The 15,216-nt window shown below is 58.7% G+C and carries 14 protein-coding genes; 3 read left to right on the top strand and 11 right to left on the bottom strand.

The annotated features are described in order from the left end of the window. Positions 1–81: 81 nt before the first annotated feature. From ACRZ95_RS16655 to ACRZ95_RS16610, 10 genes are all read right to left on the bottom strand, one after another. Positions 82–1,071, bottom strand: coding sequence for a nuclear transport factor 2 family protein (locus tag ACRZ95_RS16655; protein ID WP_170680087.1), 990 nt, complete (start codon positions 1,069–1,071; stop codon positions 82–84). Continuing rightward, a complete protein-coding gene (locus ACRZ95_RS16650; protein WP_480555248.1) occupies positions 1,068–2,111 on the bottom strand; it encodes a LacI family DNA-binding transcriptional regulator in 1,044 nt (347 codons plus the stop codon). The genes ACRZ95_RS16655 and ACRZ95_RS16650 overlap by 4 nt, the downstream gene beginning before the upstream one ends. Continuing rightward, positions 2,111–2,875 (bottom strand): SDR family oxidoreductase, encoded by a 765-nt coding sequence (locus ACRZ95_RS16645; protein WP_170680088.1) that lies wholly within the window; start codon positions 2,873–2,875, stop codon positions 2,111–2,113. The genes ACRZ95_RS16650 and ACRZ95_RS16645 overlap by 1 nt, the downstream gene beginning before the upstream one ends. Next, on the bottom strand, positions 2,875–3,927 hold the full coding sequence (locus tag ACRZ95_RS16640; RefSeq protein ID WP_170680089.1) for an ester cyclase: 1,053 nt from the start codon (positions 3,925–3,927) through the stop codon (positions 2,875–2,877). Before ACRZ95_RS16640 ends, ACRZ95_RS16645 begins: the two co-directional genes overlap by 1 nt. Then, positions 3,924–5,255: a histidinol dehydrogenase gene (gene hisD, locus ACRZ95_RS16635; RefSeq protein WP_170680090.1), complete on the bottom strand. Its 1,332-nt coding sequence runs from the start codon at positions 5,253–5,255 to the stop codon at positions 3,924–3,926. Before hisD ends, ACRZ95_RS16640 begins: the two co-directional genes overlap by 4 nt. A gap of 11 nt (positions 5,256–5,266) precedes the next feature. Beyond that, the gene (locus tag ACRZ95_RS16630; protein WP_170680091.1) at positions 5,267–5,797 is read right to left on the bottom strand and encodes an ester cyclase; all 531 of its coding nucleotides are present in this window, start codon (positions 5,795–5,797) and stop codon (positions 5,267–5,269) included. A 4-nt stretch (positions 5,798–5,801) separates the two neighbouring features. Beyond that, entirely contained in the window at positions 5,802–6,956 is a 1,155-nt protein-coding gene (locus ACRZ95_RS16625) for a carbohydrate ABC transporter permease (RefSeq protein ID WP_170680092.1), read from the bottom strand. Position 6,957: 1 nt separating this feature from the next. Beyond that, a complete protein-coding gene (locus ACRZ95_RS16620) occupies positions 6,958–7,980 on the bottom strand; it encodes a carbohydrate ABC transporter permease (protein WP_170680093.1) in 1,023 nt (340 codons plus the stop codon). Between the two features lie 67 nt (positions 7,981–8,047). Then, positions 8,048–9,259 carry an extracellular solute-binding protein gene (locus ACRZ95_RS16615; RefSeq protein WP_170641198.1) on the bottom strand — a complete coding sequence of 404 codons (1,212 nt, stop codon included), beginning with the start codon at positions 9,257–9,259 and terminating at the stop codon, positions 8,048–8,050. Positions 9,260–9,334: 75 nt separating this feature from the next. Continuing rightward, positions 9,335–10,381: an ABC transporter ATP-binding protein gene (locus ACRZ95_RS16610; protein ID WP_170641200.1), complete on the bottom strand. Its 1,047-nt coding sequence runs from the start codon at positions 10,379–10,381 to the stop codon at positions 9,335–9,337. A 152-nt stretch (positions 10,382–10,533) separates the two neighbouring features. Between ACRZ95_RS16610 and ACRZ95_RS16605 the strand changes: the two genes are divergently transcribed. Both ACRZ95_RS16605 and ACRZ95_RS16600 read left to right on the top strand, forming a co-directional pair. Further along, on the top strand, positions 10,534–11,547 hold the full coding sequence (locus tag ACRZ95_RS16605; RefSeq protein WP_170680094.1) for an ester cyclase: 1,014 nt from the start codon (positions 10,534–10,536) through the stop codon (positions 11,545–11,547). After that, positions 11,544–12,416, top strand: coding sequence for an amidohydrolase family protein (locus tag ACRZ95_RS16600; protein ID WP_170680096.1), 873 nt, complete (start codon positions 11,544–11,546; stop codon positions 12,414–12,416). The genes ACRZ95_RS16605 and ACRZ95_RS16600 overlap by 4 nt, the downstream gene beginning before the upstream one ends. Before the next feature lie 209 nt (positions 12,417–12,625). On the opposite strand, the gene ACRZ95_RS16595 is transcribed toward ACRZ95_RS16600, so the two are convergent. Then, positions 12,626–13,873, bottom strand: a complete 1,248-nt coding sequence (locus ACRZ95_RS16595; RefSeq protein ID WP_170680098.1) for a flavin-containing monooxygenase — start codon at positions 13,871–13,873, stop codon at positions 12,626–12,628. Between the two features lie 200 nt (positions 13,874–14,073). On the opposite strand from ACRZ95_RS16595, the gene ACRZ95_RS16590 reads away from it, so the two are divergent. Beyond that, positions 14,074–15,216 carry an SRPBCC family protein gene (locus ACRZ95_RS16590; RefSeq protein WP_170680100.1) on the top strand — a complete coding sequence of 381 codons (1,143 nt, stop codon included), beginning with the start codon at positions 14,074–14,076 and terminating at the stop codon, positions 15,214–15,216.

The raw sequence follows: 15,216 nt of genomic DNA, 5'->3' as shown, positions 1-15,216 counted from the left end.
CCGCGCGCGCAGCGAGGCGCGATGCGTGTGAAAGCGCCGCGCCGCCTGACTCGTGTTCAGGGAGAGGCCCATCGCAGCCACTCAGCCCTCCTGTCCCTGTAGCAGGATCTGTTTCCAGACCGAGGTCTCGTCGAACAGGGTGTATTCCCGGCGCAGCTGCGGCTGACCAGTGATCAACTCGCCGAATTCGCCGTGGCTGATGCCCAGAACATAGACCTGAGCCCCGGTCGGCGCGCCAAAGGCACCCCAGCCATCATGCTTGCCCCACAGGCTCCAGCGGATCGCTGCGCGAGGGGGCATATTCGGGTCGTCGCGGCCAATCTGGTGCTCAATCTTGAATTCGGCATTGGGGAAGCTGGCGCGCAGTCCCATCCAGAACCGATCCACCGAGTCCCAGCCGTGACCGGTGATCCCGCCTACATATTCGGACTGAACAGCGCGATCATATTCGGTTTCAATTGCGCCCATATCGGCATTCATGATCCGGGTCAGGATATCGGCGTAACGCTGCCCCCATTCATTGTCGTTGCCGGTGCCCTTGTAGGGGCCGGGCTGGTCGATCTCGGGTGTCAGCGGTTTGACGCAGTTCTCAGGTCCACCTTCGCGCGCGATCAGATCGGCGGCGTATTCCTTGGGGTCCCAACCCATCTGACGCACGATCGCGCCTTGATCGCGGATCAGCCATTCGTCATTGATCTGATTGTCGATGGCGTGGCAGTCGGCGAGAATCCGATAGCGCAATTTGGTTCCGGTCGCTTTGCCGTAAACACCCTCGGCCAAATGTGTCGCGGTTGAGATGATCCGGTGCGAACTCAGCATCCCTTCTTCCGGCGTACCGGACCAGATAACATCCTCGCCAAGCAATTGACGGTCGGGAAATTCGGCCAGCGTCGCCATGGTCGCGCCGATGACGTTCTGGTTGCCCAGCACCACCGACCCGGGCGAGCGCACGACGATATCCTTGCTGTAATAGACATGCAGCGTGGCGATGCCACGATCTTCCCAGATCTCTTTGGTGATCCCGATGATGTAATCCGGGAAGTCCCGGAATTTCGGATCAAAGCCCTTCATGTCTCAGTCCTTTGTGGTTTCCACCCCTTCGGCAAACGCGCCGAGGTCCGCACGATCAGCGGCCCGTCAATGGCCACTTTGCGCGGTTCGGCCGTGGCCGGGGTGTCGATATGGTCAAGCAATGCGGTGACGGTTTCAGCCACCATCAGGTTCGCACGCTGGCGGATTGTCGTCAGGTTATAGGCAGGCCACCCGGCGGGCGGCACATCGTCATAGCCGATGACCGAGACATCCTCGGGCACGCGCAGGCCCAATTCGAAGCGGATCACGTCCATCACGGCCAAAGCCATGTGATCATTGGCCACAAATACCGCGTCTGGCCTTTTACCGGGGGCAACATCAAACATCCGGCGGGCGGCGGCCCGTGCGTTTTCGGTGTGGAAATCTCCGACATCATGGGCGAACACGTCCTGCCCGCCTTCGGCCAGGGCCGCACGGAACCCGGCCTCGCGGTCGCGCTGGGTCGAGGCGCCCTGCCAACCGGCGATATAGGCAATGCGCTTATGCCCTCCGGCCAACAGAAATTCGGCCACCTTGCGCCCGCCCGAATAGTTGTCTGAGGCCACCGTGGTAATCCCGTCAAGATCTTGCGTACGGTTGAACAATACAACCGGAACACCGGCCTGCTGGCAGCGCGTGGCAATATCCGACGACATCGGAACCGAGGCCAGAATAACCCCGTCAACCTGATAATCCAGAATCTCGTCCATCACGTCGTCAATATTCCCGGCCGAGCGTGAGGCCATGAAAATCAGCACGTGATAGCCCTGTTCCTGCAGCGCGTTGGAGAGCTTTTCTAACGCCTCGGGGTAGAAGTAATTCTCGAGATACCCCACCACCAGACCAATGATCCGGCTTTTGCCCGACACCATGGCGCGGGCCAGAACATTGGGTCTGTACCCGAGTTCGGCGGCCGCCTTGCGCACTTTGTCTTCGGTCTTTTTGCTGACCGAGGCCCCGGGCGTGAACACCCGGCTGACCGCCGACTGGCTGACGCCTGCCAGCTGTGCAACCTGCAGGGATGTGACCTTTTCAGCCATCAGTCCGCCGTCCATCCGCCGTCAATCAGCATCGAGGTGCCCGTCACCAAAGCCGAGGCGTCCGAGGCCAGATAGGTGACCGCGCCCATGATGTCTTCGACTTCGCCCACACGGTCGAGTTTGATCTTGTCCATGATCCACGCGGCCCGTTCGGGGTTGTCGAAGGTGGATTGTGTCAGCGGCGTGCGGATGAAGGTCGGGCAAACCGTGTTGATGCGGATGCGCTGTTTGCCCCATTCGATCGCCATCGCTTTGACCATACCCTCAAGCCCGTGTTTGGTGGCGCAGTACAGCGCCCGGTCCACACCGCCCACATGGCCCATCTGGCTTGAGATATGGATGATCGATCCTGGCCGCCCCGCCGCCAGCAGCGCCTTGGCCGCGTAGGATGACAGGAAATAGGCCGAGCGCAGGTTGATATCGGTCACTGCGTCGAAATCCTCGGGCGTGGTGTCGATTGCCGAGCTGTGGCGGGCGGTCCCGGCGGAGTTGACCACCACGTCAAAGGCGCGGCCTTCAAACAACTGTTTCAGCGCCTGTAAGTTACCTTGATCCACCACAGCAGCCTCGGCCGACCAGCCCTGCGCCTGCAGCGCGGCGACGGTCTCGGCCAGTCGATCTGCCCCGCGCGCCGCACAAACCACATGCGCCCCGGCTTCGGCCAGCGCCACGGCGCAGCCCTGACCGATACCCGAGGAGGCACCGGTAACCAGCGCGGTCTTACCGCTCAGCGAAAAAGAGGGGGTGCGGGGCAGGTCAGTCATCAGCTCATTCCATCCGGTATTTCAATTCGGCCCATATTCCGGGCCTTGTTGAATTCCCGCAGACGGGCGAACACGTCAACGCCAAGTTGGCGATAAGCGTCCAGAAGATCGACCAGAACCCAGTTTTCGCGGATCAGGCCATTCTCGAGCCGCCAGAAATCAAGGCTGCGCATTGTGATCCGCTGGCCCGAGGGCGCAATCCCCATCCAGCCGTCATGGGTTACCGTTTGGATCATGTTCGGCCAGCCCGTGACGGCGGCATAATCGCCATCGCCGAAGAAGTGATAGGTGATCTCATCCACATACTTCCCGCGATCCGGCATCCCGCTCAGGAACGGAATCTGGTGCCAGTTGCGAAACCCTGCATAGCCGCGCCCGGTTCCGATCCCCGCCGGGCCGTACCAGTTCATTCGCGGATGCCAGAACTTCTCCATCTCCATCACCTCTGGCCCGCCTTCTGAGGGGTGTTTCTTGAGGTGATCCAGCATGTCGATGATGTGCTGGCATGTCTGCTGGCCCTTGGCGGCATCATATGGCCCCGGCACCAGACCATCCTGTGTCGCGGGACCCGGCACATGCCATTCGTGCCCAAGGCTAGGGGCCATGGGCCAGGCGTTGGCCTGCATCATAACTTCGGGGATGTCCCAAAGCGCCTGCATCTCGACGATTCTACCGTCGCTGAAGCGATAAAATTCATGGAACCGCATCGTCACCTGATGGCCGGTCGGCGGGATATCCAGCCACGGCCCGGTAAAGGTGCCGGTATAGTAGCCGCCGCACCCGACCCAATCCGCGCCGTGTTCATCCGGTCCGGCTGTGACGATGTAGTCGCGCCGCTCCAAGTCAGGCCATGCGTCCAACAAACCTTTGTAAGCGGTGTCATAAAACGCGTCGCTGCCTGTGCTGTCGCCGAACGGGTGGCACAACCGAAACAGGGCGTCCGGAGCGCTGATATTTGCCAGCGCCTGACGCACACCCGTTTCTATAAAGTCATACATAGCTGCCCTGATTTGCGCGATCAGCGCTTTGTGCTGCGTATGGGTGTCACTCATTCCGCGGCGTCCCGATAGGGGGCGGCCTCGCCATAGGGGACGTTGATCCCGCCATAGCGGCGGACACGGACGTTGCATTGCTCGGCATGGCCCACGAACCCTTCCAGCATACACAGGCGCGAGCCATATTCGCCGATTAGCGTTGCCGCTTCATCGGTCAGAACCTTCTGATAACTGTGCGTTTTCAGGTACTTGCCAACCCAAAGGCCGCCGGTATACCGCCCGGCCTTTTTGGTCGGCAGCGTGTGGTTGGTACCAATCACCTTGTCGCCATTCGACACATTGGTGCGCGGACCGAGGAACAGCGCGCCGTAGCAGGTCATATTCGCAAGGAACCAGTCATCGCGGTCGGTCATCACTTGCACATGCTCGGACGCGATGTCGTCGGCAACTTTCAGCATCTCGTCATAGGTGTCGCAGACAATCACCTCGCCATACTCGGCCCAGGACACTTTCGCGGTGTCGGCGGTGGGCAGGATGCCCAGCAGGCGGTCGACCTCGGCAAGAGTATCCTCGGCCAGTTTGCGCGAATTGGTCAGCAACACGCAGGGGCTGTTATAGCCATGCTCGGCCTGACCCAACAGGTCGGTTGCGCAGAGTTCCGCGTCTGCTGCGGTCTCATCTGCGATCACCATAGTCTCGGTCGGACCAGCAAACAGGTCGATGCCCACACGGCCAAACAGTTGACGCTTGGCTTCGGCCACAAAGGCATTGCCGGGGCCGACCAGCATGTGGACGGGATCAATGGTTTCGGTTCCCAGCGCCATCGCGCCGATGGCCTGAATGCCGCCCATCACATAGATCTCGTGCGCACCGCCCAGATGCATGGCGGCGATCACCGCCGGGTTCGGCTTACCCTGAAACGGAGGTGTGCAGGCGATGATGCGCGGCACGCCCGCCACGCTGGCCGTCGCAACCGACATATGGGCCGAGGCCACCATCGGGAACTTGCCGCCGGGCACATAGCAGCCTACCGATTGCACGGGGATGTTCTTGTGACCCAAAATGACGCCGGGAAGGGTTTCAACCTCGATATCCAGCATCGAGTCGCGCTGCGCCTGTGCAAAGTTGCGCACCTGTTCTTGGGCGAATTTGATATCGTCCAGCTCGCGGTCGGTCAGCTGGCCGATCAGATCGTCGATCTGCTCCTGCGACAAGCGGAACGAGGCGGGGGAATAGTTGTCGAACTTCTCGCTCAGTTCGCGCACAGCGGCGTCGCCACGGGTTTCGATGTCTTTCAGTGTGGCCTCGACCACGGCGCGGGTCTTGGCGTCATCTTCGGCCCGGTCAGCGTCGGACTTGCCGCGTTTGAGATACTCGATTGCCATTGTCGTGATCCTTACTTGTCGGGGCGGGGCGCGATTTTCTCACCCCTGTCATAGGCTTCCCAGCCCTCACCGTTAAACAGATCGACCCCCAGCTGCGCGGCCACATGGGCGAAATCCACATTCACCCAGTTGTCGACGATTTTGCCGTCGACCACTTTCCAGAAATCCATGTAACGGATTTCAACCCGCTTTCCGGTGGGGGCGATGCCCAGAAACTCGCCGGAATGGGTGGCCTCTTGCCGGCCGAAGGCGGCAGCCCATTCACCCATATAAAGGCGTGCCTCATCGATGCAGGTTTTGTCTGAAAACGCCGCTTGGAAGGGGCGCTGCCAGTTGTCTTGAAACTCTTTCAGGCCGGTCTTGGTGCCGCAACCCTGATTGCCCATCCAGCGGAAACCCTGCGAAAAGAACTCGCCGATATCGTCTATACGGTGGTCGTTCAAACCGTCCACCATGGTTTCGATCACGCGGCGCGTATCTTCGGTTTTGCTCAGATCCGTTTCACGGGTCAGAACGGCTTGTTCCGGGCGGGAACCCTTCATTTCTTTATCCTTTTACTGCGCCAGCGGTCAGTCCGCTTACGATTTGGCGTTGGAAGATCATCACAAGGAAGAACAGCGGGGCGATGATTGACACCGCAGCGGCTACGGCGACCACCTGATCGGTTGTCGTCGTCTCGCGGTTGAACATGCCCGCAATGGCGGGGACCATCGTCTGGTTCTGCGCATCAAGCAGCAGCGAGGTCACAAGAAAGTCGTTATAAGCCAGCAGGAAGCTGAACAGCCCGGTCGTGATCACCCCCGGCCACATCACCGGCATGATCACGCGGCGGAAGGCCTGAAAGTGGTTGCAGCCATCAACCCGCGCAGCCTCATCCAGTTCGGCCGGAATGTTCTGGAAGAACGAGCGCAGCATCCAGATCGTGAACGGCTGGTTGATCGCCACCAGCACCGCGATTACGGCGAAAGGCTTGCCATAGAGCGTCGGTGCATTCTCACCCAGAATTGGCGCCAGCCATTCGGCCGAGTTGATGAAGACCGGCAGGTAGCCCGCCACCAGAACCGAATGTGGCAGCGCGCGAAAGATCAGCGCAATCAGCAAGATCCAGAAGGCCAGTGTCGAGCCCGACCGCGCCAGACCATAACCGGCCAGCGTTCCCACGGTCAGCGATACGGTCACAACCCCTGCGGTCACGATCAGCGAGTTTTTGAAGTTGTTGGAAAAGCCCCGGTCGACCCAGACGGTCTTGTAGTGCTCGGTCGTCACGCCCAGCACGTCGCGACCCAGAGGGCCGAATAGCGGGTTCAGCACGTTCAGAAGCGCAGGCAAGACCACAAAGAACACCAGCAGGAAGGCGATCAGGGCAACAAGCACTCCGACCACCCAGCCGAACCATGCCTGACCCGGCGCAGTGTATTCCCTGATCTTCGTGGGCAGCACCTTGGTTACGACCATGGCTGCGCCCCAGATCACCGTGATCCCTAGAATGATATCCAGAACCGACAACCCGTTCCCGGTGGCCAGCGTCGCCGGGCCAAAGATCACGTTCAGCGCGTTGCTGTCATAGGCGTCCACTGGGGATTTGACGCTCATGATCGCAATCCAGACGATCGGGAAGGCGGCGACAAGGCACCAGAACGCCAGGAAGATGTTTGATGTCAGCCGCAGGCTGAGAGGTTGGCGAAGCGCGCGCGAGGACATATCAGTGGCCTCCTTTATGGTCGCGCCAGGTGCGGCGCAGCGGCAGGATCAGCAGAATGACGATCCCGATCATGGTCAGCATCGCGCTGGCCGAGGCCCGGCTGATCGACCGGTTGCCCGCCTGATCCGGCACGAGGAAGTCGAAGGTCAGCCATTGTAGCGAGATGACATAAGCCTGACTGGAGAAACCGACGATCTCTTCGAACACCCGGTAAGCGTCCATCAGGTGAATCATCGATACGAAGATGATCAGCGGCATCAGATGCGGAATGACGATGTATTTCATGCGCTGCCAACGAGTCGCCCCATCGATCACGGCGCTTTCCAGACTGTCCTGATTGACGGTCTGCAGCCCGGCATAGAACACAACGGCCGCAAACGGGGCCACGTGCCAGACGCGGTAGAACATCATCAGGATTTCAATCGTCCAGGCCTGCGCGAACAGGGCGATGTCTCGGTTCAACCACCATTCCAGCAGTGCGGTCAGGATACCGTCCCCACGGAACAACCAGTTGATCGACAGCGCGCCGATCACCGGCGTGATGATGAAGGGCAGCAGCGAGATGAAGATGACCGGTCCGCGGATCGACCCCGCAGCGTTATTGATCAGAACCGCGATGCCCAGCCCGAACCCAATGACCAGAGGCAGCGTGATTAGCGTAAAAGTCAGCGTGAATCGCAGCGCCTTCCAGAAGTTGATGGTGGACAGCACGGACCAGTTGCCCTCGGTGATCGCGCGCCAGGCCCGCTCGGGTTCCAGCACGTTGCGATAGCTTTGCAGGCCGACATATTCGGTCTGGGTGATAACCTCGCCATGTTCATCCAGCTTGGGCTGCGATTTCTGCTCGGTCACACAAGTCTGAGTCAGGAAGCCAGGGGTACAGGTTTCGACCTCGACTGTCTCATAGACGGGTTGGGTGATGTAAAAGCTCTGCTTAAACACGCTGACCAACGGGAAAGCGATAAAGAGAAGCATCATAAAGACAGAGGGGCCAACAAAGGCGGCAAATGTCCTGAAATTCATGGCTCTGCCTTTCTCATGGTTCTCGGGTGGGGAATTAGGGAGGGCACGGGGCCCTCCCCAGGGAGGATCAGTTGCTGATCAGACCAGCTTCTTTCGCGGCAGTGATGTAGTCCGCCTCGATATCGGCCAGTGCGGTTTGCGCGTCCTTGGCGCCGGTCAGGTAATCGGCCAAACCATTGCCCAGGGCGCTGTGCAGAACACCCATTGCGGCGCTGGCCGGGTAGGCCCCCGCACCGTTTTCCGCCGAGGCGGCAGCGCCTGCAGCCAGTTCGCCGGGCTGGTAGGCCGCGTTTAGCCAGACGGCAGTGTCATTGTTGGCACTGACCATGTCACCGTCGATTCCTTCCATGACCAGACGGAAGGCGGCATCGGCCTCTTCATCGCTCATGTTCGAGGCCAGAACGATGCCGTCCCACCAGATCGTGGTCGAGGGACGCTCGGATCCCATCGGAGCCGAGGCCATGGTGACCTTGCCGACCACTTGGCTTTCGGCCTCGTCATTCATGGCAGCGGCGCGGCTGGCCCACAGGTTCGCCATGGCGATCTTGCCCTGTTGGAACTGCTGCTGGACATAGGTGGAATCGGAGACAAGGTATTCGGGATCCATGAACTCGGTCATGGCCTTCATCGTCTCAAGCGCTTTGACGCCTTTTTCGTTGTTGATCGCGGGCATGTTGCCCTCGCCGATGAACGTGCCGCCTTCGCCCATATACATGTTGACGAATTCCTGAGCCAGGTTCCAACCGGTTTTGAACGTGCCGCCGATTGGGTATTCCATCACGCCGGCCTCTTTGATCTTGGCTGCGGCAGCCAGAACGTCGTCATAGGTCTTGGGTTCTTCGATGCCCAGCTCGGCCAGAACATCATTGCGATACATCAGGTGCTGCGCGTTCACCATCATAGCGATCGCCATCACCTTGCCATCCACCTTGATCAGCTGGTTGGGCAGCAGGTCTTGCCCGTATTTCGCGACAAGATCATCCAGCGGGCGGATCGTGCCCGCGTTCAGAAGCGGGATCATGGTTTCGTTCGCCACGCCGCCGATCTGATAGAGCGAGGGGTTGGCAGCGAAAGCTTCGGGCTGCTTCTCGCGGAATTCCTGATCCAGCGAGGCGCTGAAATTGCCGCACTCGGCCATCGCATCCGTCACTGCTTTCCAGGCTTCGAACCCTGCCGACAGCGATTTCAGCGGCACTTCGTTTTCATAGGAACAGGCTGCCGATGCACCGCTTGCCGCGATGGCCATGGCGCCTGCCATTAGGATCGTCTTGAGTTTCATGCGTTTCTCCCTGTCAGGATGGGTCCGTCGTCGACGCCCGGACCGCTGTTATGCCCCGAAGGGCTGTTGGCGGGGTTACTCCCCGATCCGCGCACCGCTTCCAGCTTCGAAGAGGTGACAGATTTCTGTTGGCACCGAGAATGAGACATCATCCCCGATCTCGGCGCGGAAAGATTTATCGGCCTTGACCGACACCAAAGCCCCACCGACCCGGACCGATATCATGGTCGCGTCGCCCAGAAGCTCCAGCGTGTAGATCGGTGCGGTGATCTGGCCTGCGCCTTCGGCAAGACTGGCATCCTCAGCCCGGAAACCCAGTGTCATGGGGCCATCGGGCGCGTTGACTGGGATCTCAACATGTTCCGCACGGAACACGCCGCCCGCGACCTCACCCTCCATCAGGTTCATGGCGGGCGAGCCGATAAAGCTGGCGACAAATGTATTCGCGGGTCGGTCATAGATTTCGGTCGGGCTGCCGACCTGCTGCACCACGCCCTGTTTCATCACCACAACGCGGTCAGCCAGTGTCATCGCTTCGATCTGGTCATGGGTCACATAGATCGTCGTCACCGCCAGCTCATGGCTGAGGTTTTTGATCTGCGCCCGGGTCGAGACCCGCAGCTTGGCATCCAGGTTCGACAGAGGCTCGTCCATCAGGAATACGTTCGGTTCTCGTACGATGGCGCGGGCCAGGGCCACGCGCTGCCGCTGACCGCCCGACAGTTCGGCGGGTTTGCGATGCAGAAAATCGTCCAGCTCGACCATTGCGCTGGCGCGGCGCACCTTGTCGTCATGGGTCGCCGGGTCGATGCCGCGGACTTTCAGCGGAAAGCGGATGTTCTCATAGACGTTCATGTTGGGGTAGAGCGCATAGCTTTGGAACACCATCGCCACGTCGCGGTCTTTGGGTTCCAGATCGTTTACGACCTTGCCGTCGATCAAAATATCGCCCTCGGTCACGTCCTCAAGCCCGGCGATCATCCGCATCGTGGTGGTCTTGCCGCAACCCGATGGACCCAGCAGCACCAGAAACTCGCGATCTGCGATGGTTAGGTCAAAATTGTGGACCCCCACAAACGAACCCCATCGTTTGCCGACGTTACGCAGTTGAATTTCCGCCATGGTGCCCCCAACTAGGATTCGTTTTGCATACGTTTGCAAAACTGTAATTCGCATATATCAAATCAGGCAAGACTTTTTTGCATACGTATGCAAGAATGTGGAAAATACCCGATTCATTCCAGCGACACAAAACGCGCAACACCCTGACAAAAATGGAAAATACCGTGACCTTCCAGAAAGAGAAAAAAGTTATCTCTGACTTTCATTCCGCATTGGATTCAGCGACGCCCCAAGACGTTCCCAACGTCATGAGCCGTTTCTGCACACCTGATTCAGTTTGGCGCGGCTTTCACCCATTCAACTTGATCAATGATGCTGAACAAGTGGCCCAGCAATTCTGGATGCCCCTGAAATCCAGTCTGACACGATTGCAAAATCGGGTGGATATCATGTTCGCCGGGCAGAATTCGCTACGTGATGAATCAGATGTGTGGGTCGTCACTATGGGGCATTTGATGGGCCTGTTCGACCATCCTTGGTTGGGCATTCGCCCGACCGGAAAGCTGGCGTTTCTGCGCTATTGTGCGTTCTACAAGGTCGCCGATGGCAAGATCACGGAAACGGCGATGTATTTCGACATACCACACCTGATGGTGCAGGCCGGGCAGAACCCGTTTCCTCCGCAAACAGCGGCGCATCTGGTGCAACCTGGCCCAATGCCGCATGATGGCCTGCTGCTTACGGAACAGCCGGTTGCAGAGGGTGAGAAAACACTGGCATTGATCAATGCGATGATCTCGGACCTTGGCCAGTGGCAAGGCGGGTTACCGCTTGAGGAAGAGTTGGCCAGAACCTGGCATAAAGACATGATCTGGTGGGGGCCCGAGGGGATAGGCGCGACCTACACGATCGAACGCTATGCCAAGCAACACTCGGGACCGTTCCGCGCGGGTTTCAAAGACCGGTCAAAGACCAAGCATATCTGCCGTCTGGCCGAAGGGCATTATGGCGGCTTCTTTGGCTGGCCCAACTTCACCGCAACGCCCTCAGGAGGGTTCATGGGTATGCCGGCCACTGGCAAACCGGGTGAGTTCAGGGTGATCGACATTTATCGCCGTGCCGAGGACAAACTGGCCGAAAACTGGATTTTCATAGACCTGCTGCATTTCTGGAAACAACAGGGGGTCGAAGTATTGGGCCGCACTGCTGGGATTGAAACACCATGAAAATAGACGCACATCACCATCTGTGGGATCTGAACGCGGTGGAGTATCCTTGGTTGATGGAAAAGGGCGCCGTTCGGTTTTTTGGCGACCCCACGCCGATCCAGCGTGACTATTTTTTACCAGAGTTTCGTGCAGACGCGTCGGCACAGGGTTTCTCGGCTTCGGTTCATATCCAAGTCGGCGCCGCCGATCCCTGGGCCGAGGCGCAGTGGGTGCAATCCGTGGCCGATCAATATCCGGACTGGCCGCTGGTTCAGGTCGTGTTTTGCGATCTGACGGCTGATGATTTGGATTACCAGCTGAATCGCTTTCAATCGCTACCCTCGGTCCGGGGTGTTCGTCAGATCGTCGGGCGCGCGCCCGGCGAAGATGCCAAGACCGGCACAAACAAGTTGCTTGAAAACCCGGATTTCCAGACCGGCCTCAAAGCCGTGGGCGAGCGAGGCCTTTCCTTTGACCTGCAATTGCTTCCCGAACTGATGGAGCAAACTGCCGAAGTGCTTTCGCAGGCACCAAGTACACGTGTCGCTCTTTGTCACGCAGGCTCACCACATGACCGCAGTGCTGATGGGTTAAGTCACTGGCAAGAGGCGCTTAGTTCTCTATCCAAACTGCCGCACGTCAATTGCAAACTCTCTGGGCTTGGTATGTTTGACCACAACTGGAGCACCGACAGTGTCGCGCCAATCGTTTCAACCTGCTTGTCGCAATTCGGAGCCGATCGTTGCATGTTCGGATCGAACTTTCCGGTCGACAGTCTTTCTTCGACTTACCATGAACTGGTGTCGCGCCTTCAAGAACTGATCCCTGACGCGCATCAGAACAGCGTGTTCCAAGATACTGCAAAGAGGTTCTACCGTTTTGAATGAGTTTGGAAACTGTATTCGAAGTTGATCGGCCCGTTGCAATTGAGGGTACCGCGTGGGGCGATACGTTTAGATATGCGCACGCCCGGATTCATTCGGTTTCAACATGTCAGGCAATCACAGCCAGACTTTCGACTTCAAATTAAAACCGAGCCAGGCAGATCAGGCCGCTCATGAGAACGGCCTGTTTCTCTTTTGCTGATCAAAACCTCTCAAGGAGAATTTGGTGCATAGGCCAGATAGTTTTCCTGAATAGAGATCTGGTCCGCGATGAACTTTGCATCATGCCAAACGCCCCAGATAAACGATGATCCGCGGCGCGATTGCCAAGGCAGCCCGACAAAATAGAGCCCCGGCACCGGAGAGACACCGCGTTGATGGATCGGTCTGCCTCGGTCGTCCAGCGTGTCTGCCTCCAGCCAGTCATAGTCAAACTGGAACCCGGTTGCCCAGATCACGGTGCGTATATTGTTACGCTCAAGGTCCAGCTCGCGAATGGGGTCCGACACACAAGCGGGATCGTCCGCTATGACCCAGGCCTCGGGCTCTTCTGGCAGGTCCATGCCGGTGCGCGCGACGTAGGCATCAGCGGCTTCGAGCAGGGACAACATGTTTGCGTCGCCCGCATCGAGATTGGCTTTGAGGTCATCAGCGATATGGAGAACGCCGTTTTCATATCCTGACGACATCCCCAGCAAAGTGATACCGCGCTGGGCAAGTTTCCTGAAATCTACGGTATTGCCGCCATGCGCGCCGCTGACTGCGATCGTGACATGCTCGGTGCCGGGCGCCGGTGTATCCAAATTCCAAATGCCGAGAACACCCAGCCACCAGACATTGTCGCGCCCGCGATAGCGACGCGGAGGTCGGTCATGGGGGCCAATGGAGAAGAAAACCTCGCGCCCAGCATCGTGCAACTCGGCGGCGATCTGCGATCCTGAGGAACCGCCGCCGATGACCAGAACGGCGCCCTCAGGCAAAGCCTCGGGATTGCGATACGCGATGGAATGCATCTGCAGAACGTCAGAGGTTTCAGGTATGATCGGCGGAATTGCCGGTTTCTGAAACGGCCCAGTGGCACAGACGAGGTGGCGCGCTTCTATGGGACCTTGTGACGTTTCGATCAAAAAACCCGCGCGGTTTTCATGCGGCCGCGCACGCGTCACCGTGACGCCGGTGCGCACGGGCGCGTCGATCATTTTGGCATAGTCTTCAAAATACTGGGCCACGCATTCCTTGCGCGGAAAGGCGTCGCGGTCGCCGGAAAACTCCAGGCCCGGGAAGCGATCATGCCATGCCGGACCATTTGCAACGAGTGAATCCCACCGTTCGGATCGCCAACGTTCGGCAATGCGGCCCCGCTCTAAAAGGACGTGGTCAATGCCTTGGGCACGGAGATGCTCGCTTGTGGCAATGCCCGCCTGACCTGCGCCAATCACCACCGTGTCGAAGTTTTCCATCGCGTCACCTTTTTTGCCGTGCTGGGTATCTGTTGGCCCGGCCGCTTCTTTTGCTTGTGCAACCCTAATTTTGTATCATCTTATGTCGATTAGATTTTACCTAATCACCGGTAAGATAGACTTTTGGTTTGTTTCCGGCAAAAGCCGTCTCAGTATGTGAATGCGGTGACCGCCCGCGACTCAGGCAAAGAGGTTCGTTCATGCCCAAAGACCACGTTGATCCTATCGCCGCTCTGCGCGCGAACACCTCGGTCCCATTTGAACGTGCGCGGGCCATGCCGACCGAGGTCTATACCGAGCAGAGCTTTGTAGATGCAGAGCTGGAGCACATCTTCCGCAAGGATTGGTACTGTGTGGGCCGGGCGGACGCCTTGTCGTCTGTCGGGGACTATGTGGCCTGTGAACTGGCTGGGCAGCCAATCGTTGTGTTGCGTGACAGAGACGGCGATCTGCGCGCGATGAGCAATGTGTGCCTGCACCGCATGTCGACGCTTTTGCAAGGGCGCGGGAATGCAAAGACAATCGTCTGCCCCTATCACGCCTGGACCTACAACCTCGACGGCAAGCTACGCGGAGCGCCCGCGATGAAGCAGAACGAGGGGTTTTGCAAAGAAAACTACGCGTTGCCTCAGGTCCGCTGCGAGGAATGGCTGGGCTGGGTCTTTGTCTGCCTTGATCCAAATGCAGCCCCCGTGGTCGAGCAGCTGTCCGAAGTGGCGACCATGATCGAAGGCTATGACATGGCCAACTATTCCGAGGCGTTCTATGAAGAACACGTCTGGGACACCAACTGGAAGGTGTTGGCCGAGAATTTTATGGAAAGCTACCATTTGCCGGTGTGTCACGCGGGCACGATTGGTGGATTGTCGCGGCTGGAGGACATGATTTGCCCACCCGGCAGCCCGGCCTTCAACTACCACACGATTCTGAAGGATGAATCCTTGCGCATCGCCATGGCGCATCCCAGCAATGACCGGCTGAAAGGCGATGAACGCCGCACGACCTTTCTTCTGGCGCTTTATCCAAGCCTGATGATCACGCTGACGCCAGGGTATTTCTGGTATCTGTCCTTGCATCCCAAAGGGCCGGGTCAGGTGCATATCCGCTTTGGCGGTGGCATGTCGAATGACTTTGCGGATGACCCGGATGCGCAAGACAATTTCACCGCGCTCAAGGCGCTTCTGGATGACGTGAATGTCGAAGATCGCGGTTGCACCGAAAAAGTGTTTCGGGGCCTGTGTTCAGAAGCGGCAACGCCTGGGCATCTCAGCCATCTGGAACGCCCGAACTACGACTTTGCGCAATATCTGATGTCAAAGATCGACGCAGGAGGCGCGTCCTAA

This window comes from Ruegeria sp. AI3 (assembly GCF_056541245.1).
The sequence above is the reverse complement of the archived record's forward strand: the minus strand, read 5'-3'. Positions and strand labels throughout refer to the sequence as shown.

Coding starts and splice junctions, on each gene's coding strand:
- ACRZ95_RS16655 (WP_170680087.1), bottom strand. CDS start 1,071: ATGAAGGGCTTTGATCCGAAATTCCGGGACTTCCCGGATTACATCATC.
- ACRZ95_RS16650 (WP_480555248.1), bottom strand. CDS start 2,111: ATGGCTGAAAAGGTCACATCCCTGCAGGTTGCACAGCTGGCAGGCGTC.
- ACRZ95_RS16645 (WP_170680088.1), bottom strand. CDS start 2,875: ATGACTGACCTGCCCCGCACCCCCTCTTTTTCGCTGAGCGGTAAGACC.
- ACRZ95_RS16640 (WP_170680089.1), bottom strand. CDS start 3,927: ATGAGTGACACCCATACGCAGCACAAAGCGCTGATCGCGCAAATCAGG.
- hisD (WP_170680090.1), bottom strand. CDS start 5,255: ATGGCAATCGAGTATCTCAAACGCGGCAAGTCCGACGCTGACCGGGCC.
- ACRZ95_RS16630 (WP_170680091.1), bottom strand. CDS start 5,797: ATGAAGGGTTCCCGCCCGGAACAAGCCGTTCTGACCCGTGAAACGGAT.
- ACRZ95_RS16625 (WP_170680092.1), bottom strand. CDS start 6,956: ATGTCCTCGCGCGCGCTTCGCCAACCTCTCAGCCTGCGGCTGACATCA.
- ACRZ95_RS16620 (WP_170680093.1), bottom strand. CDS start 7,980: ATGAATTTCAGGACATTTGCCGCCTTTGTTGGCCCCTCTGTCTTTATG.
- ACRZ95_RS16615 (WP_170641198.1), bottom strand. CDS start 9,259: ATGAAACTCAAGACGATCCTAATGGCAGGCGCCATGGCCATCGCGGCA.
- ACRZ95_RS16610 (WP_170641200.1), bottom strand. CDS start 10,381: ATGGCGGAAATTCAACTGCGTAACGTCGGCAAACGATGGGGTTCGTTT.
- ACRZ95_RS16605 (WP_170680094.1), top strand. CDS start 10,534: ATGGAAAATACCGTGACCTTCCAGAAAGAGAAAAAAGTTATCTCTGAC.
- ACRZ95_RS16600 (WP_170680096.1), top strand. CDS start 11,544: ATGAAAATAGACGCACATCACCATCTGTGGGATCTGAACGCGGTGGAG.
- ACRZ95_RS16595 (WP_170680098.1), bottom strand. CDS start 13,873: ATGGAAAACTTCGACACGGTGGTGATTGGCGCAGGTCAGGCGGGCATT.
- ACRZ95_RS16590 (WP_170680100.1), top strand. CDS start 14,074: ATGCCCAAAGACCACGTTGATCCTATCGCCGCTCTGCGCGCGAACACC.